The sequence below is a fragment of the Pseudomonas sp. BF-R-26 genome (genome assembly GCF_019947395.1).
Lineage (GTDB): Bacteria > Pseudomonadota > Gammaproteobacteria > Pseudomonadales > Pseudomonadaceae > Aquipseudomonas > Aquipseudomonas farris.
The window spans coordinates 115,560-133,379 of record NZ_JAGYGK010000019.1 but is presented as its reverse complement, the minus strand read 5'-3'; the positions used below and the strand labels follow the sequence as shown (position 1 = coordinate 133,379).

Annotated in this window: 15 protein-coding genes; 9 read left to right on the top strand and 6 right to left on the bottom strand. The window is 60.2% G+C overall.

The window, feature by feature from the left end; genetic code table 11:
- Positions 1–14 precede the first annotated feature (14 nt).
- The 5 genes from cysM to KGB18_RS25655 all read left to right on the top strand — a co-directional run bounded on the left by cysM (position 15) and on the right by KGB18_RS25655 (position 6,182).
- Positions 15–917 carry a cysteine synthase CysM gene (gene cysM / locus KGB18_RS25675; protein WP_007899067.1) on the top strand — a complete coding sequence of 301 codons (903 nt, stop codon included), beginning with the start codon at positions 15–17 and terminating at the stop codon, positions 915–917.
- Positions 917–2,269 carry a 23S rRNA (uracil(1939)-C(5))-methyltransferase RlmD gene (gene rlmD / locus KGB18_RS25670; protein WP_223570705.1) on the top strand — a complete coding sequence of 451 codons (1,353 nt, stop codon included), beginning with the start codon at positions 917–919 and terminating at the stop codon, positions 2,267–2,269. Before cysM ends, rlmD begins: the two co-directional genes overlap by 1 nt.
- A 128-nt stretch (positions 2,270–2,397) precedes the next feature.
- The gene (gene relA, locus KGB18_RS25665) at positions 2,398–4,641 is read left to right on the top strand and encodes a GTP diphosphokinase (protein WP_223570704.1); all 2,244 of its coding nucleotides are present in this window, start codon (positions 2,398–2,400) and stop codon (positions 4,639–4,641) included.
- A gap of 136 nt (positions 4,642–4,777) precedes the next feature.
- Complete coding sequence (gene mazG, locus KGB18_RS25660; protein WP_007899059.1) at positions 4,778–5,611, top strand: nucleoside triphosphate pyrophosphohydrolase; 834 nt, start codon at positions 4,778–4,780, stop codon at positions 5,609–5,611.
- Between the two features lie 28 nt (positions 5,612–5,639).
- Positions 5,640–6,182, top strand: a complete 543-nt coding sequence (locus tag KGB18_RS25655) for a DUF2058 domain-containing protein (RefSeq protein ID WP_052966627.1) — start codon at positions 5,640–5,642, stop codon at positions 6,180–6,182.
- 66 nt (positions 6,183–6,248) lie between these two features.
- Here the strand turns inward: KGB18_RS25655 and KGB18_RS25650 are convergent, their stop codons facing one another.
- The 6 genes from KGB18_RS25650 to KGB18_RS25625 all read right to left on the bottom strand — a co-directional run bounded on the left by KGB18_RS25650 (position 6,249) and on the right by KGB18_RS25625 (position 13,897).
- The gene (locus tag KGB18_RS25650; protein ID WP_007937567.1) at positions 6,249–6,437 is read right to left on the bottom strand and encodes a hypothetical protein; all 189 of its coding nucleotides are present in this window, start codon (positions 6,435–6,437) and stop codon (positions 6,249–6,251) included.
- A 506-nt stretch (positions 6,438–6,943) separates the two neighbouring features.
- Positions 6,944–8,161, bottom strand: coding sequence for a beta-ketoacyl-ACP synthase I (gene fabB / locus KGB18_RS25645; RefSeq protein WP_123720632.1), 1,218 nt, complete (start codon positions 8,159–8,161; stop codon positions 6,944–6,946).
- 11 nt (positions 8,162–8,172) lie between these two features.
- Positions 8,173–8,688 (bottom strand): 3-hydroxyacyl-[acyl-carrier-protein] dehydratase FabA, encoded by a 516-nt coding sequence (gene fabA / locus KGB18_RS25640; RefSeq protein ID WP_007899046.1) that lies wholly within the window; start codon positions 8,686–8,688, stop codon positions 8,173–8,175.
- 247 nt (positions 8,689–8,935) lie between these two features.
- Positions 8,936–10,837: a response regulator gene (locus KGB18_RS25635; protein ID WP_201059626.1), complete on the bottom strand. Its 1,902-nt coding sequence runs from the start codon at positions 10,835–10,837 to the stop codon at positions 8,936–8,938.
- The gene (locus KGB18_RS25630; protein ID WP_223570703.1) at positions 10,834–11,766 is read right to left on the bottom strand and encodes an ABC transporter substrate-binding protein; all 933 of its coding nucleotides are present in this window, start codon (positions 11,764–11,766) and stop codon (positions 10,834–10,836) included. Before KGB18_RS25630 ends, KGB18_RS25635 begins: the two co-directional genes overlap by 4 nt.
- A gap of 1 nt (position 11,767) precedes the next feature.
- On the bottom strand, positions 11,768–13,897 hold the full coding sequence (locus KGB18_RS25625) for a TonB-dependent receptor plug domain-containing protein (protein WP_223570702.1): 2,130 nt from the start codon (positions 13,895–13,897) through the stop codon (positions 11,768–11,770).
- A gap of 196 nt (positions 13,898–14,093) precedes the next feature.
- Between KGB18_RS25625 and KGB18_RS25620 the strand changes: the two genes are divergently transcribed.
- From KGB18_RS25620 to KGB18_RS25605, 4 genes are all read left to right on the top strand, one after another.
- A complete protein-coding gene (locus KGB18_RS25620; RefSeq protein WP_123720636.1) occupies positions 14,094–15,119 on the top strand; it encodes an NAD(P)H-dependent glycerol-3-phosphate dehydrogenase in 1,026 nt (341 codons plus the stop codon).
- A 30-nt stretch (positions 15,120–15,149) separates the two neighbouring features.
- A complete protein-coding gene (locus tag KGB18_RS25615; RefSeq protein ID WP_008011673.1) occupies positions 15,150–15,497 on the top strand; it encodes a DUF4389 domain-containing protein in 348 nt (115 codons plus the stop codon).
- A complete protein-coding gene (sixA, locus tag KGB18_RS25610; protein WP_123720637.1) occupies positions 15,494–15,946 on the top strand; it encodes a phosphohistidine phosphatase SixA in 453 nt (150 codons plus the stop codon). The genes KGB18_RS25615 and sixA overlap by 4 nt, the downstream gene beginning before the upstream one ends.
- Positions 15,947–16,140: 194 nt before the next feature.
- On the top strand, positions 16,141–17,808 hold the full coding sequence (locus KGB18_RS25605) for an AMP-binding protein (protein ID WP_223570701.1): 1,668 nt from the start codon (positions 16,141–16,143) through the stop codon (positions 17,806–17,808).
- Positions 17,809–17,820: the final 12 nt, after the last annotated feature.

The window sequence follows — 17,820 nt, the reverse complement described above, 5'->3', positions numbered from 1 at the left end:
ATTGCGAATACGCCATGACCTTGCAGTACCCAACCATCGCCGATTGCGTCGGCAACACTCCGCTGGTCCGTTTGCAGCGCCTGCCTGGCGCCACCAGCAACACCCTTTTGCTCAAGCTCGAAGGGAACAACCCGGCGGGTTCGGTCAAGGACCGTCCGGCGCTGTCGATGATCACCCGCGCCGAATTGCGCGGGCAGATCCACGCCGGCGATACGCTGATCGAAGCGACCTCGGGCAATACCGGGATCGCCCTGGCGATGGCTGCCGCGATCAAGGGTTACAAGATGATCCTGATCATGCCGGACAACTCCAGCGCCGAGCGTAAAGCCGCCATGACGGCCTATGGCGCCGAGCTGATTCTGGTCAGCCAGGAAGAAGGCATGGAAGGCGCTCGCGACCTCGCCCAGCGAATGGAAGCCGAAGGTCGCGGCAAGGTGCTGGATCAGTTCGCCAACGGTGACAACCCCGAGGCGCACTACACCACCACCGGTCCGGAAATCTGGCGTCAGACCGAAGGCACCATCACTCATTTCGTCAGCTCGATGGGCACCACCGGCACCATCATGGGCGTTTCGCGCTACTTGAAAGAGCAGAACGACAACGTGCAGATCATCGGGCTGCAACCGATGGAAGGCTCGGCGATTCCGGGCATCCGTCGCTGGCCGCAGGAATACCTGCCGAAGATCTACCAGGCCGAGCGCGTGGACCGGATCGTCGACATGGCGCAAAGCGAAGCCGAGGACGTGACCCGTCGTCTTGCGCGCGAAGAAGGTATCTTCTGCGGCGTGTCTTCGGGCGGTGCCGTGGCAGCGATGCTGCGTCTGTCCAAAGAAGTTGAAAACGCGGTGATCGTCGCGATCATCTGCGACCGTGGCGACCGTTACCTGTCGACCGGCATTTTCGACGCGCCCAACTGATGGCCAAGCAAGAGAGAGGCCTGCGCTTCCAGCCCACGGGTGGCAGCAAGGCCCCGCAAGTCCCGACCGGCAAAAAGCAGCGCTTGACCATCGAGCGCCTGGCCAATGACGGTCGCGGTATCGCGTTTTTCGAAGGTCGCACCTGGTTCGTCATCGGCGCTTTGGCCGGTGAAGACGTCGAGGCGCGGGTCTTGGGTGCCCACGGCAAAGTGGTCGAGGCGCGCACCGAGCGCGTGTTCCAGGCCAGTGAATTGCGCCGTCCGGCACCCTGCGCTCATGCCGCTCGTTGCGGCGGTTGCAGCGTGCAGCATCTGCCCCACAACGAACAGCTCGCCCTGAAACAGCGCATGCTCGCCGAGCAATTGTCGCGGGTTGCCGGTGTCGAACCTGAAGAGTGGGCAGCGCCGTTGAGCGGTCCGGAATTCGGTTACCGTCGTCGCGCCCGAGTGGCGGTGCGTTGGGACATGAAAGCGAAAAAACTCGAAGTCGGCTTCCGCGCTGCCGGCAGTCAGGACATCGTCGCCATTAACGAATGCCCGGTGCTGGTACAGCCCTTGCAACCGATCATGACCCGCTTGCCGGAGATGCTGCGGCGCTTGAGCAAACCTCAGGCACTGGGGCATGTGGAGTTGTTCAGTGGTTCGTCATTGGCGGTATTGCTGCGGCACATGGCGCCGTTGTCCGAAGCCGACATGACCATCCTCAAGGAATTCTGCGCGTTCCATGAAGCCCAGTTGTGGCTGCATGGTGACGGCGAGCCGCAACCGGTCGAGGCCGATCAGTCGCTGGGCTATCGCCTTGAACAGTGGGACTTGAACCTGGCGTATCGGCCGGGAGATTTCATCCAGGTCAACGCCGGGGTCAACGAAGCGATGGTCGCCCAGGCATTGGCGTGGCTGGCGCCGAAACCTGATGAGCGGGTTCTGGATCTGTTTTGTGGGTTGGGCAACTTTGCCTTGCCGCTGGCCAAAACCGTTCGCGAAGTGGTGGCGGTGGAGGGCGTGCAGGCGATGGTCGAGCGAGCTGCCGCGAATGCCGCTGACAACAATTTGCATAATGCGAAGTTTTTTCAAGCCGATTTATCCCAGCCTTTGGCCGATGCCGAATGGGCAGATGAAGGCTTTTGTGCGGTACTCTTGGACCCACCTCGCGACGGCGCTTTCGAGGTGGTGCGCAAGCTGGCGTCCCTGGGCGCCAAACGATTGGTGTATGTGTCGTGCAACCCTGCAACGCTGGCGCGCGACACGGTCGAATTGATCAAGCAGGGCTACCGGTTAAAACGTGCCGGGATTCTCGATATGTTTCCTCAGACGGCACATGTCGAGGCCATGGCGTTATTTGAAGCGAGCTAGGACGGCTCGTCTGGTCCGACTGACCCGCTCGTGCAAAGCGCATTCGTCTTAGCCCCGCGAGTGCACACGGGCAGCAAAGGTCAGCGATTTGACGCATTGAATCTGCGTCGTAGGGAAGGTAAAGCAAGATGGTACAGGTGAGAGCACACCAGCCGATCAACACCGACGGCAGTATCAACCTCGAGGCCTGGCTCGATCATGCGGTCAGTGTCGATGCGGCACTGGATCGCGAAGCCTTGAAGGAAGCCTGCGAGTTCGCTCGCGAGGCCGAACAACAAGCCAATGCGGCGAAGAATCTGTGGTCCGAAGGGACCTCGAGTTTCCGCACGGGCCTTGAGATCGCCGAGATTCTCGCCGACCTCAAACTCGACCAGGATTCGTTGGTCGCAGCCGTGCTGTACCGCGGCGTGCGCGAAGGCCAGATCCAATTGCCGGCGGTCAGCCAGCGTTTCGGTCCGGTGGTCGCCAAACTCATCGACGGCGTGTTGCGCATGGCGGCGATCAGCGCCAGCCTGAGCCCCCGTCAATCCCTGGTGCTGGGCACTCAGGGCCAGGTCGAGAACCTGCGCAAAATGCTCGTGGCCATGGTCGACGACGTACGCGTCGCGCTGATCAAACTGGCCGAGCGCACCTGTGCGATCCGCGCGGTGAAAACCGCCGACGACGAGAAGCGCAACCGAGTGGCCCGTGAAGTCTTCGACATTTACGCGCCGCTGGCCCACCGCCTCGGTATCGGTCATATCAAGTGGGAGCTGGAGGACTTGTCCTTCCGCTATCTTGAGCCCGACCAGTACAAGCAGATCGCCAAGTTGCTCCACGAGCGACGGCTGGATCGCGAGCGCTTTATCGCCGACGTGATGACCCAACTCAAAGACGAGTTGCAGGCCACCGGCGTCGATGCCGACATCAGCGGCCGGGCCAAACACATCTATTCGATCTGGCGCAAAATGCAGCGCAAGGGTCTGGAATTCAGCCAGATCTACGACGTGCGCGCGGTTCGCGTGCTGGTGCCGGAAATGCGCGATTGCTACACCGCGCTCGGCATCGTCCACACTCTGTGGCGGCACATCCCGAAAGAGTTCGACGACTACATCGCCAACCCGAAAGAGAACGGCTACCGCTCGCTGCACACCGCGGTGATCGGTCCTGAAGGCAAGGTGCTGGAAGTGCAGATCCGCACCCACGCGATGCACGAAGAAGCCGAGCTGGGGGTTTGCGCGCACTGGAAATACAAGGGCACCGACGTCAAGTCCGGCTCGAACCACTACGAAGAGAAAATTTCCTGGCTGCGTCAGGTTCTCGAGTGGCACGAAGAGCTGGGCGATATTGGCGGCCTTGCCGAACAACTGCGGGTCGATATCGAGCCGGACCGGGTCTACATCTTTACCCCGGACGGGCACGCCATCGACTTGCCGAAGGGCGCGACACCGCTGGACTTCGCCTACCGCGTGCACACCGAAATCGGTCACAACTGCCGCGGCGCCAAGATCAACGGGCGCATCGTACCGCTCAACTACAGCCTGCAAACCGGTGAACAGGTCGAGATCATCACCAGCAAGCACGGCACTCCGAGCCGCGACTGGCTGAACCCGAACCTGGGTTACATCACCACCTCGCGGGCGCGGGCGAAGATCGTTCACTGGTTCAAATTGCAGGCACGCGATCAGAACGTCGCGGCCGGCAAAACCTTGCTCGAGCGCGAACTCAATCGCCTCGGCCTGCCGCAGGTGGACTTCGACAAGCTGGCCGAGAAGGCCAACATGAAGACCTCCGAGGACATGTTCGCCGCATTGGGCGCAGGCGATTTGCGCCTGGCGCAACTGGTGAACCTGGCGCAGCAGCTGGTCGAGCCGGAACGTGGCAACGAACAGCTGGAGCTGATTCCGCGCAAAGCCACCGGCTACAAACCGGGCAAGCGTGGCGACATTCAGATCCAGGGCGTCGGCAACCTGATGACCCAGATGGCCGGCTGCTGCCAGCCGCTGCCGGGGGATGCGATCGTCGGTTACATCACCCAGGGCCGTGGCGTGAGCATTCACCGTCAGGACTGCGCCTCTGTGCTGCAACTGGCCGGGCGTGAGCCGGAGCGGATCATTCAGGTCAGCTGGGGCCCGGTGCCGGTGCTCACCTATCCGGTGGACATCATCATCCGTGCCTACGACCGTTCCGGTCTGCTGCGTGACGTGTCGCAGGTGCTGCTCAACGAGCGGATCAACGTGCTGGCGGTCAACACCCGTTCGAACAAAGAGGACAACACCGCGTTGATGTCCCTGACCATCGAGATTCCGGGGCTGGATGCGTTGGGACGGTTGCTGGGGCGGATTTCCCAGTTGCCGAACATCATCGAAACCCGCCGTAACCGCACGCCGTAACGACATGGTTCGCGGCGATCAAATGTGGGAGCGGGCTTGCTCGCGAAAGCGGTCTGAAGGAGACATTGATGTTGGATGTGTCGCCGTCTTCGCGAGCAAGCCCGTTCCCACAAGGGTTTTGCAGTGAGAGTGATTGATGTACAGCCTTGAAGATCTGTTGCACCTGATGAACCGTCTGCGCGACCCGCAGTACGGCTGCCCGTGGGACATCAAGCAAACCTACGCGACCATCGTCCCGCACACCCTGGAAGAAGCCTACGAAGTCGCTGACGCCATCGAGCGCGGGGACTTCGATCATTTGCAGGGTGAGTTGGGCGACTTGTTGTTCCAGGTGGTTTATTACAGCCAACTGGCCCGGGAAGAAGGGCGTTTCGAGTTCGATGGCGTGGTCGACAGCATCACGCGCAAGCTGATCCGCCGTCATCCTCACGTGTTCCCCACCGGTGATCTGTATGCGCCGCTGGACATCCCGCGTCTGAATGAAGAGCAGGTCAAGCAACGCTGGGAAGAGATCAAGGCTGAAGAGCGCGCCGAGAAGTCTTCGGCGCCGGAGCAGTTATCCTTGCTCGACGACGTGCCTGCCGCGTTGCCTGCGCTGTCCCGTTCGGCAAAACTGCAGAAGCGCGCAGGGCAGGTTGGTTTCGACTGGCCGGACGCCTTGCCGGTGCTCGACAAGGTGCGCGAAGAGCTCGATGAAGTGCTCGAAGCCATGGCCGACAATGACTCGGCAGCGATTGCCGATGAAGTCGGCGACCTGCTGTTTTCCGTGGTCAATCTGGCGCGACACCTCAAGGTCGATCCGGAAACTGCACTGCGCGGCGCGAACTCAAAGTTTGAAAGACGCTTCCGATTTATCGAACAGGCATTGCGCGACACCCACCGTCCCATAGAAGATTGCACCCTCGAAGAGTTGGACGCCTTGTGGGGCGAAGCCAAACGTCAGGAAAAGAATTTGCCCAGCTGCGGTTGAGCAGTTGCCTAAGTGAGAAATAAGCACCATGAGCATTTCCCTTCGCGACCAGTTGCTCAAAGCAGGGCTGGTCAATCAAAAGCAGGCCAAACAGGTCGGCAAAGAGAAGCAGAAGCAGCAACGTCTGGCCCACAAAGGCCAGATCGAACTCGATGACTCCCAGCAGCGTGCCGCTCAGGAAGCCATGGCCGAGAAGGTCAAGCGCGACCAGGAGCTGAACCGCCAGCAGCAGGAGAAGGCAGAAGCGAAGGCCCGCGCCGCCCAGGTCAAGCAATTGATCGAAGTCTCGCGCCTGCCCAAGCTGACCACCGAGGACTACTACAACTTCGTCGATGACAAGAAGGTCAAGCGCATCTCCGTCAACACCTTGATGCGCAACCAGCTCAGTAATGGCTTCCTGGCGATCGTGCACCACGCCGGCGGTTACGAAGTGATCCCTCGTGAAGCGGCCCTGAAGATTCAGGAGCGCGATCCACAGCGCATCGTGCAGCTGAATGTGAAGACAGAAGAAGTCAGCGTCGAAGACGATCCGTATGCGGCCTATCAGATCCCTGATGATCTGATGTGGTAAGCCGTTAGAGACTGCAACAACGACAAACCCCGCTCATGGCGGGGTTTGTCGTTTTCAATGCGGTCATTATGCAGAACGCGCTTCGCGCTGCTGCTCCAGTGTTTCCAGTTCGGCCTTGTATTGGTGGGCTTCGGTCTCGGAGTGGAACATCCCGACCAACAGGTTTTGTTGATGTACATCCCAGATGCGGATACCGGCGGCGATGCCTTCATGGGACATATGTGAATCGTCGCGTTCAGTTACTTTTACAGTCATCTGCTAGCTCCAATCTCTGTTATCTGCAGCAAGGCGTGTGCAGGCCTTTGTTATATATTTTGTTAGTTGGCTAAGTAAATGGCAGAGTTCGGCAACCCATTTTTGCAGAATCGGCAAAAGTCCTGCAGCCCGCGAAATACGCGACATTCAGTCGCAGGCCATTGAGTTTCATGACAAATGTTTCATGTTCGCGAGGAGGAAACCACGGTTCGAGCTGATGGATTGCACACCGCTGAACCTGTGGGAGCTGGCTTGCCTGCGATGACGTAGGCACAGCAAACATGGATGTTGCCTGACACACCGCTATCGCAGGCAAGCCAGCTCCCACAGGTTTTTTGCCTTGCCCGAGTAATTAATTCAGAGGCAAAAAAACGCCCCGAACCAGTCGGGGCGTTTTTGTGTGGCACGCTATCAGGTTTATACGAAACCTGTAGGAGCTGGCGAAGCCTGCGATCTTTTCAGCGTCTTCGCGGGCGCTAAAGATCAAAAGATCGCAGCGGCAGCTCCTACGCCTGCCAGCGCTTCAGTACCAACGTGGCGTTGGTGCCACCGAAGCCGAAGCTGTTGCTCATCACGGTGTTGATGGTGGCGTCTTCGCGAGTCTTGGTCAGGATTGGCATGTCTGCCACTTCCGGGTCCAGTTCGTCGATGTTGGCGGAGCCCGCCATGAAGTTGCCTTCCATCATCAGCATGCAGTAGATCGCTTCGTGAACGCCGGCGGCGCCCAAGGAGTGACCCGACAGGCTCTTGGTGGAGCTGATAGCTGGAGCCTTGTCGCCGAACACTTCACGCACACCTTTCATTTCCATGACGTCGCCGACCGGAGTCGAGGTGCCGTGGGTGTTCAGGTAGTCGATCGGTGCGTCGACGGTGGACATGGCCATCTGCATGCAGCGGATGGCGCCTTCGCCGCTTGGGGCGACCATGTCGTAGCCGTCGGAGGTCGCGCCGTAGCCAACGATTTCCGCGTAGATCTTCGCGCCGCGGGCCAGAGCGTGTTCCAGCTCTTCGACCACGACCATGCCGCCACCGCCGGCGATGACGAAACCGTCACGCTTGGCGTCGTAGGCACGGGAAGCTTTTTCCGGGGTTTCGTTGTACTGGCTGGACAGTGCGCCCATGGCGTCGAACAGGAACGATTGGCTCCAGTGTTCTTCTTCACCGCCGCCGGCGAACACTACGTCCTGCTTGCCCATCTGGATCTGCTCCATGGCGTTACCGATGCAGTGAGCACTGGTGGCGCACGCGGAGGAGATCGAGTAATTCACACCTTTGATCTTGAACGGCGTGGCCAGGCAAGCCGAAACGGTGCTGCCCATGGTCCGCGTGACGCGGTACGGGCCCACGCGTTTGACGCCTTTCTCGCGCAGGATGTCCAGCGCTTCCATCTGGTTCAAGGTCGACGCGCCACCGGAGCCGGCGATCAGGCCGGTACGCACGTTGGAAACCTGCTCTTCGGTCAGACCGGAGTCTGCGATGGCATCTTTCATGGCCAGGTAGGCGTAAGCCGCCGCGTGGCCGACGAAGCGAAAGATCTTGCGATCGATCAATTCTTCGAGGGGAAGGTCAATGGAGCCGGAAACCTGGCTACGCAGACCCATTTCAGCATATTCCGGGTTGAACCGGATGCCAGGGCGGCTTGCACGCAGGTTAGCGGAGACGGTCTCTTTGTCATTGCCCAGGCACGAAACGATGCCCAGACCAGTGATAACGACGCGGCGCATGCGGATAACCCTTAGAAGTTGTCAGTGGAGGTGAAAACGCCGACCCGAAGGCCTTCGGCGGTATAGATTTCGCGGCCGTCGACGGTCACCGAACCATCGGCAATGGCCATGTTCAGCTTGCCCTTCAGGACGCGTTTGATATGGATGTTATAGGTGACTTTCTTGGCGGTTGGCAGTACCTGGCCAAAGAATTTTACTTCCCCCGACCCCAGGGCGCGTCCGCGGCCCGGCAAGCCTTGCCAGCCGAGGAAGAAACCGACCAGTTGCCACATGGCATCGAGGCCCAGGCAGCCCGGCATTACCGGATCACCTTCGAAGTGGCAGGCGAAGAACCACAGGTCTGGAGTGATATCCAGCTCGGCGACCAATTCACCTTTGCCGTACTTGCCACCCTCTTCGCTGATATGAGTGATGCGATCGACCATCAGCATGTTCGGGGCGGGCAGTTGCGCGTTACCTGGGCCGAACAACTCACCACGACTGCAGCGCAGCAGGTCTTCCCGAGTAAAGGCGTTTTGTTTGGTCATGCGAGCTCCTCAATAGTCCATGCGGCAGGGTGGGGCGAATCTTCCCGGCCGATCGAAGCGTTCATGCCTCGAGTCAGCAGCCTACTCATAGACTATTGCGTTGTGGTGAAAGTCACAGCACCAAGGACATGAATGTACACTTGTGCACTGAAATTATTATTCAAGCCCCTTTTCGGGCCTGTTCGGGAGCCTAAGACTGCCGCACTTTCGTCTTTCACGCCAGTCGCAGATAGCCGAAAGGCCTGTACTACTGCACCCAACGCTGCAGAATTTGCTGCAGATCCGTGCGTTTGAAGGGCTTGGCCAGGTAATCGTTCATTCCCGCCGATAAACAGGCTTCGCGGTCGCCCTGCAAGGCATTGGCCGTCAGCGCGATGATCGGCACGTCAGCACAGCCGGGTAGTTGGCGAATCTGTCGGGTGGCTTCGTAGCCGTCGATGACCGGCAGTCGGCAGTCCATCAGAATCGCGTCGAAAGTCCGGCTCTCGGCACTACGCACCGCTTGTGCACCATCGGTTACGACGCTGACAGTAAAGCCCAGACTGCGCAACATTGCTTCGACAACAGTGCGATTGACTGCGTTGTCCTCCACCAGCAGCACATCACGACCTTCGCCGTGGTCATTGCCGGTATGTCCTCGTGGTGTCAGCACCGGCAGTGGCTGCTTATACAAAGCCAAAGGGATTTCCAGGGTGAACACCGAGCCAACGCCTTCTTCGCTCTGAGCGCGCAAGGTGCCGCCCATCCGCTCAGCCAGAGTGCGGGCAATCGGCAGTCCCAATCCGGTGCCGCCGTAACGTCTTGAAATAGAACTGTCGGCCTGCTGGAACGCGTTGAACATTAACTCCAGGCTTTCGGCCGGGATGCCGATCCCGGTGTCGCGCACGGTGCAGGTGAACCACAGCAGTTCGTGATCCAGGGACTGCCACAGCGGTTCGATCGTGACGCGGCCCCGTTCGGTGAATTTCAGCGCGTTGCCGACCAGATTGACCAGAATCTGCCGAATCCGCGTCGGATCGCCCTGAACCTGCAGGGCGCGCATGTCCTCGGGTACCCGCAGTTGCAGTTCCAGTCCGCGTTGCACCGCGCTGTGCTGGAACGACTGGGCGCAACTGCCGATCAGGTCCGCGAGGTTGAATGGAATGTGCTCCAGCTCCAGTTCCGAACGCTCGATGCGCGAGAAATCGAGAATGTCGTTGATCACTTTGAGCAGGTGCTCGGTGGATTCCGAGGCCAGCGCCGCGTACTCAATCTGCTCCTCAGTCATCTCGGTGGTTTCCAGCAGTTGCAGCATGCCCAGCACGCCATTCATCGGCGTGCGCAATTCGTGACTCATCATCGCGAGGAAATCGGATTTGGCGTTGTTGGCCTTTTCCGCTTCCTCGCGGGTCTGGATCAATTGCGCCATGGCCTGATGCTGTTCGCGACTGGCTTGCTCAAGGCCTTGGGCAAGGTTGTTGATGTGCTGCGACAGGGCGCCCAGTTCAGTGTCGTCGACAATCGGCAGGGGCGTTTTATAGTCGCCTTTCTGGATCGCCTTGACGGCGTTGCCGATGTCGTGGATCGGTTGCGACAGGCTGCCGGCCAGGCGCCGAGCCAGCAGAAACGTAAACAGCAGAGCGAACAAGGCGAGGATCCCGGCCTTGAAGAGGATTTCCTGCTGGCGCTGGTTGAAGGCGTCATTGGACAGGCCGACGATCACCCGGCCCAGATAATCCTCGCCCGGCGCGCTGGCGACGGTACGGCTGTTCTGGAAAAAATCATTGTTGAGCGCGATGCGTTGCAGGCGCACCGGTGCCTGGAACACTTCGACCTGATGCGAGCGGTGGTGGGCTTCCGACGGCTGCTCGACGTACACCAGAATCCGGTTGGCTCTGTCCTGTACTTCCAGAAAGCGTACGTTGGGCGTGGCCAGGGTGGCCTTGAGCAAACTTTCGAGCACCTCGTTGTTGCCCGAAATGACCCCGTATTCGGTGGCCGGCGCCAGTTGATTGGCGATCAGCTGACCGGTGTGATTGAGTTCCTGGCGCAGGTCCTGGATTCGCACGAAGGTGAAAAAACTGATCAGCAGCAACGTCAGCAGCAGGGCCGGGCCGAGGCTGATGATCTGGGTGCGGGTATTGATGTCCCAACCGCGACGGAAGGTCATGGGCGGCGTTCTCCTTCGGCCAGCTGTGTTGCGACAGAGGCTTCATTCATCGGTTCAATACTTAGTGAACGAGCCACTTGCGGGTTGCTTAAGACCTTGAAGTGTTGCGGATAAAGCGCGCGCGGCCAGGTGCTCGAAGGGCGGTCGAGCAGCTCGTCGAGAATTTTCAGCCAATCGTTCTGGTCGCTGTAAGTACTGGCCAGACTACCCGCCCTGACAAAGGCTGCGTTGGGGCCGATCAGTGACAGTTGCCGCGCATAGCTGCTGAGCAGCAGGTTTTTCACGGTTTTCGGGTTGTACAAATCAGGGTCGTCCAGGCCCAGCAGCACATCGCTGTTTTTCAGCAGGGCCTGCAAGGGGCGGCTGTCATTGGTGTTATCCCAGCGCTCGGTGACTACTTCAAAGCCCAGGGGCAGGGCGGCCTGACGTACTTCCTTCAGCAAGAATTCGCTGTGGCTGTCGAAAAGCACGCCGACCCGCCGGGCTTCAGGCAGGAGCAGTCGGGTCAGGCGCAACTGTCGGTCCAGCGGCGGATCGCTCCAGAGCAGGCTGAGGTGCGGGGGCATTTCATTGCCCAAGCGTTGGCGGGCTTGCAGACGGCTGATGCGCAGAACCAGCGTTGCCGGGCCCTGAGCGTCTTGCAGACGCCAGTCGAGGCTGGGCAAGTCGAGCAGAACCAGGCGGGTGTCGACGGGCAGTTGGCCTGGCGCCGGTAGGCTGGCGACAGGCTGGAAGCGCACGCTGTCGGTGGGGCGCAGCTCGCTGAGGGCCTGAACGAAAGACTGCATGCCGGGACTGTCCTCGGCACCGGTCAGCAGAATGTCAGCGGCCCGTGCCGGCAGATTGCACAGCAACCCGGTAAACACCAGGCACAACCCGGCCAGCAGGCGGCCAAGGGTTGGCGTCTTCGGTCGCGGGCGATGCGGCATCTTAAAACTCCAGCTCCGCGCTGAAGTAGAGCACCCGGCGATCGTCGTAGTTGTTGTCGACGAAGGTGGTGGGCTGATTGTCGAGGCGTTGCTGGAGGATCCCGGCCAGTTCCAGATTGGCCTTGCCCAAACCGATGCGTTTGGCGATACGGGTGTCGACCCGTTCGAAGCGATAACCGTTGAGGGCGTCGGCACCATAGTAGAAGAGCGCGCTGTTCCAGCCCTGGCCCCAACTGCGTAGCCAACCGGCGGAGCCGCTGTTGCGCGCGGTCTGTTGTGCATCCAGCGGGTTGCTGGCCTCTGCATCGACGTAGGCATAAGTCAGGCGCAGACGATCGGCGCTGCTGACGCGCCAATCCAGCTGGGTTTCAGTTCCGCTGAAGCGCGAGTTGTTCGAGTTGCTGGCGATGTATTGGTTGTTACGCAACGGTTCGCTGATCATGCCGGTGATTTCGTCGTAGAACAGCTTCACGTCGACCGCCAGTCCCCACTCTGCGAAGTAGCCGTTGTAGCCCAACTCCCGGGAGCGCATGCGTTCCTGTTCAAGGTCGCCCGGGCCGCGGGTCTTGACGAAATAACGGGCGCTGGACTGGCCGTAGGCGCTGGGCTTCAGGTTGGTCACCTGATAACTCCAGTTGACGTTGTTCTCGAACATGTCCGGTGAACGGATGGCTTCCGAATACACCGCGCGCAAGCCGTGGCGCGGGTTGATCAGGTAATTGACCGCCACCCGTGGGGTCAGCGAGTTACCGGTCAATTGCGTGTCTTCGTACATCGCACCGCCCTGCAGCAACCAGTGCTCGGTGGCGCGCCACTCGAGTTGGCCGAACGCCCGCCAGGTGGTGTCGTCGAGCGTGCCATTGAAGTAGGTCTCGGAATTTGCCCGGTCGTAACGATAGTTCATGCCGCTGACCAACCGCAGACTGTCGGACAGGCTGAGCGTGTCTTGCAGTTCGAGGTCGTAGCGCGATTCCCGGGCGCTCTGGTCGATGTCGCCGCAGACGGTTTGCCGGGCGCCGTTTTGCCATTGCCTCAGTACCTGATTGCCCAGCGCACGTTCAGCCGCAGTCCCTGCCGGTGCGCCCGAACTGGTGTAGCGGTCCATGTTACGCGCCAGACGTTCGGTGTAATTGGGATTGAGCTGCCACAGTTGGGTCAGTTCCGGGCTGAACGAGACCTCGGCATCACAGGCACGCCAGGTCTGCTGACGATCCCAGTGTTGCGCCGAGCCTTGAATATAAAGGCTGTGGTTGGGATTGATGTCCAGGTTCCAGCGCAACGAGCCGGCATAGTCCTTGGCGATGACGTCGGAATTGTCCCCGGCGGCGGTAATCCCTGAGAACACCGGACGGTAGGTATAGGGACGCTGGTTGGTCCCGTCCTTGGCATTCAGTTGCCAGTCGATGCTCTGGTTTTCATTGAGCGTCCGGCTGACGGCGAGGCTGACGCGGTTCAAGCGACGGCTGTCGCGGTAATCGGCGCCGGTGCGATCCGAGTCGAAGCCGTCGTCTTGTTGGCCGGACAACGACAGCCGCAAGTCGCCGCTGTCCCAGCCCATGCCCTGGCTGGCGTAGAAATCGTTGATGCCGCGCTGGCCACGGGTGACTTTCAGCCGCGTGCCGTGGCTGTCGGCCGGTTTGCGGGTGATGATATTGACCACCGCCATCAGTGCGTTGGCGCCGTAGCTGACGGTGTTCGGGCCACGGAAAACCTCGATGCGCTCGATGTCTTCCATGGCCACCGGAATATCACTCCAGTCCACCGTGGCCAGGCCTGCGCGGTACACCGAACGGCCGTCGATCAACACTTGCATGCGTCGCGCTTCGCTGGCCTTGGTGCCGTGGTAGTTCACCGCCCCCTGATTGCCGCTGAGATTACCGACCATCATCCCCGGCACCAGCCGCAGCAACTCGCTGATGTCCCGCGCGCCGCTGGCATTGATCAGTTCGCTGTCGATCACCGTCATGCTCCCCGGTACCGCCGCAGGCGACTGCTTCAGGCGCGTCGCAGTCAGCACTTGCGGCAACGGATCATTGTCGAGGAACAGGTCGTCGGCCAGCAATGGCAATGGCGAGCTGAAGATCAGCGCCAGTACCATCGGCGAGCGAGGGCAGGGAAAGCCAAAAGACACGGCACGGCCTTGATAGCGATTAGTTGGCGCGCATGTTAACCGAGCGCAAAGACTTTTCCAGTCACGTTGTGGGCATTTTCCTCGGTTTTCTTGGTCTTCTTCCTACAAGTGTCGGTAATTGATGCTGGGGCTGGCCGCGACCGGGCCGCTCCGTATAATGCCGGCATCGCCACTGGTATGGATTAACGGATTGCATATGACTGAACAGCGCCCAATTGCGGTCCTGGGAGGCGGAAGTTTTGGTACCGCCGTGGCTAATCTGCTGGCCGAGAATGGGCATCAGGTCCGGCTGTGGATGCGAGACCCTGAACAGGCCGAGGCCATTCGGGTCAATCGTGAGAACCCGCGCTACCTCAAAGGCATCAAGATTCTTCCAGCGGTGGAGGCGGTCACGGACCTGCAAGCTACCCTGGAGGCCTGCGACCTGTGCTTCGTCGCGCTGCCGTCCAGCGCGCTGCGCTCGGTATTGGTTCCGTACGCCGACCGTTTGAGCGGCAAGCTGCTGGTGAGCCTGACCAAAGGTATCGAAGCGCATACGTTCAAGCTGATGAGCGAGATCCTTGAAGAAATCGCTCCACAAGCGCGCATCGGCGTACTGTCCGGGCCGAATCTGGCCCGGGAAATCGCCGAACACGCGCTGACCGCCACCGTGGTCGCCAGTGAAGACGAAGAGCTTTGCCAAAGGGTTCAGGAAGCGCTGCATGGCAAGACCTTTCGTGTGTACGCCAGCGCTGACCGCTTTGGCGTGGAATTGGGCGGGGCGTTGAAAAACGTTTACGCGATCATCGCCGGCATGGCGGTGGCGCTGGGCATGGGTGAAAACACCAAGAGCATGCTGATCACCCGGGCGCTGGCGGAAATGACCCGCTTCGCGGTGAATCAAGGCGCCAACCCGATGACATTCCTTGGGCTGGCGGGCGTGGGCGACTTGATCGTGACGTGCTCGTCGCCGAAAAGCCGAAACTATCAGGTCGGGTTTGCCCTCGGTCAGGGTTTGAGCCTTGAGGATGCGGTGACGCGTCTTGGTGAAGTCGCCGAAGGCGTGAACACCCTGAAGGTGCTCAAGGCCAAGGCGCAGGAAGCGGGCGTGTATATGCCGCTGGTCGCCGGATTGCATGCCATCCTCTTCGAAGGGCGCACGCTGGAGCAGGTCATCGGTCTACTGATGCGTGCCGAGCCTAAAACCGACGTCGACTTTATCTCCACCAGCGGTTTCAACTAAACACCCCATCTACAGGGCAGGGAGCAAGACATGAATGATCCGAAAGTAGAAGCCAAGTACGAATCCATCCTGTTGCGGGTGTTGTGGATGATTGTCTATGTGCTGGTCTGGCAAGTGGCGCAATTGATCCTCGGTGCGGTGGTATTTGTGCAGCTGATCTATCGTTTGATTTATGGCGCACCGAGCGCCAGCCTGATGAACTTCGGCGACAGCCTGAGCCAGTTTCTGGCGCAGATCGGTCGTTTCGGCAGCTTTCACAGCGACCAGAAGCCTTGGCCGTTCGCCGACTGGCCGACGCCGCGTACACCGGAAGGTGAAGCTCCGCACGTTGTGGCGCCAGCACCGCATCCGGCCCGAGATGAGGAGCCAAAACTATGAAACTCTGGGTATTGCGTCATGGCGAAGCCGAACCTCACGGTACTCGTCCAGACTCCGAGCGGGCATTGACCGTCAAGGGGCGTGAAGAGGTGTTGCGCACTGCCGCCCAATTGATCGGCAAGCCGCTCACCGCCATTTATGCCAGTCCTTTCCTGCGAGCTCAGGAGACGGCTTTGCTGGTGCGTGAGGCTCTGGGTTTCGAGCCAGAGATCCGCACGGTCGAATGGCTGACCCCGGATACTGATCCGGACAAGGTGGCGGAGCAGCTTGTATCGGTGAGTGATGTCCTGCTGGTCAGTCACAATCCGCTAGTGGGTAACCTGCTGAGCTATCTGCAGCACGGCGCCGGCTATCCACCGGAAAAAGTCAGCACCGCCGGCCTGGCCGAGCTTGAGAACAATGAACTGCTGATCGGGTCGATGAAGCTCAACGGCATCCAGCACCCTTGACCGCTTTTGTGGGAGCGTGGCTTGCCCGCGATGCAGACACCACGGTGTATCGGTGAAACCGCGTTGATGCCATCGCGGGCAAGCCACGCTCCCACAGGGGCGGCGGCATTCTTGTTTTTTGTGTGAAATAGTCAACCAAGCACTTGCTTGGTTGACTACGCTTGCTCCAGACAAAAAATAAAGGAGCAAGTCGCATGTCTGTTGCTTCCCGTTTGCCATTGGACGCCTTCTACGAGCGTGAAGCCCGTCATCCCCGCCAGCGCTTTCTGGTCCAGCCAATGGGAGGAGACCAGGTCGAGACGCTGACCTGGGCCGACGTTGGCCATCAGGCGCGTTGTGCCGCCCACTGGCTGCGGGCTCGCGAATTGCCACAAGGCAGCCACATCGCGCTGATCTCGAAAAACTGCGCCCACTGGATCATCGCCGACCTGGCGATCTGGATGGCCGGGCATGTCTCGGTGCCGCTGTATCCCAATCTGACCGCCGATTCCGTGGCTCAGGTACTCAATCACTCCGAAGCCGCGCTGGTGTTCATTGGCAAGCTGGATGACTGGCCGGGCATGTCCGCCGGGGTCAGCCCCGACCTGCCGACCATCAGCCTCCCGCTGTGCCCGGCCGGCAACTTCGATTTCAGCTGGGCCGATCTGCAGCGCAGTTCGCCGATTCAGGACGACCCCAAACCCGCCGCCGATCAACTGGCGACCATCATTTACACCTCCGGCACCACGGGCCAACCCAAAGGCGTGATGCACAGTTTCGGCACCTTGGGCTTTGCCACCACTCGCGGTACGCAGTTGTTCGGCTTGAATGAGTCGGATCGCCTGCTTTCCTACCTGCCGCTGTGCCACGTCGCCGAGCGGATGTTCGTCGAGTTGGCGTCGATCTACACCGGGCAAACAGTATTTTTCGCCGAGAGCCTCGACACTTTTCTCACTGATTTAAAACGTGCCCGGCCCACCGCGCTGTTCGGCGTGCCGCGGATCTGGACCAAATTCCAGATGGGCGTCTACAGCAAGATCCCGGAAAAGCGCCTCGACTTCCTGCTCGGCTTGCCCTTGATCGGCAAACGGGTAGGGCACAAAGTCCTCGCCGGGCTGGGGCTGGACGCCTTGCGCATCGCCTTGTCCGGTGCTGCGCCCGTGCCGCAGACCTTGCTGCACTGGTACCAAAAACTGGGGCTGGATGTGCTGGAGGTGTACGGCATGACCGAAAGTTGCGGTTATTCGCACATCGGCCTGCCGGGTCAGAACAAACCCGGCTGGATCGGTAAGCCATGCCCGGAAGTCGAAGTGCGCATTGAGCCGTCAGGTGAAGTATTGGTGCGCAGCGGCGCGACCATGCTCGGCTATTTCAAGGAACCTGAGAAAACCGCCGAAACCATCACCGAGGATGGTTTCCTGCGCACCGGTGACAAGGGCGAGGAAGACGCCGAAGGCAACCTGCGCCTGACCGGGCGATTGAAGGAAATCTTCAAAACCAGCAAAGGCAAATACGTTGCCCCGGCACCGATTGAAAATCGCCTGGCGGTGCATGCGCGGATTGAACAAGTGTGCGTGGTTGGCGATGGGCTGAGCGCACCACTGGGGTTGTGCGTGTTGTCGGCGGTCGGTCAGCAGGACGCGAAGGGATCGGCCCGGGCGGGTTTGCATTCGAGTCTGGAAAAACTGCTGGAGGAGGTCAACGGCGTTCTCGACAGGCATGAGCGCTTGCGCCGGTTGGTAGTGGTCAAGGACAGTTGGGCGGTGGAAAACGGCTTCCTGACACCGACCCTGAAGATCAAGCGCAACATGATCGAAGCGGCTTACGGTGCTCGGTTTGCAGAATGGAGCGAGCGCAGCGAGGCGGTGCTGTGGCAGGATTGAGCCACGAACAAC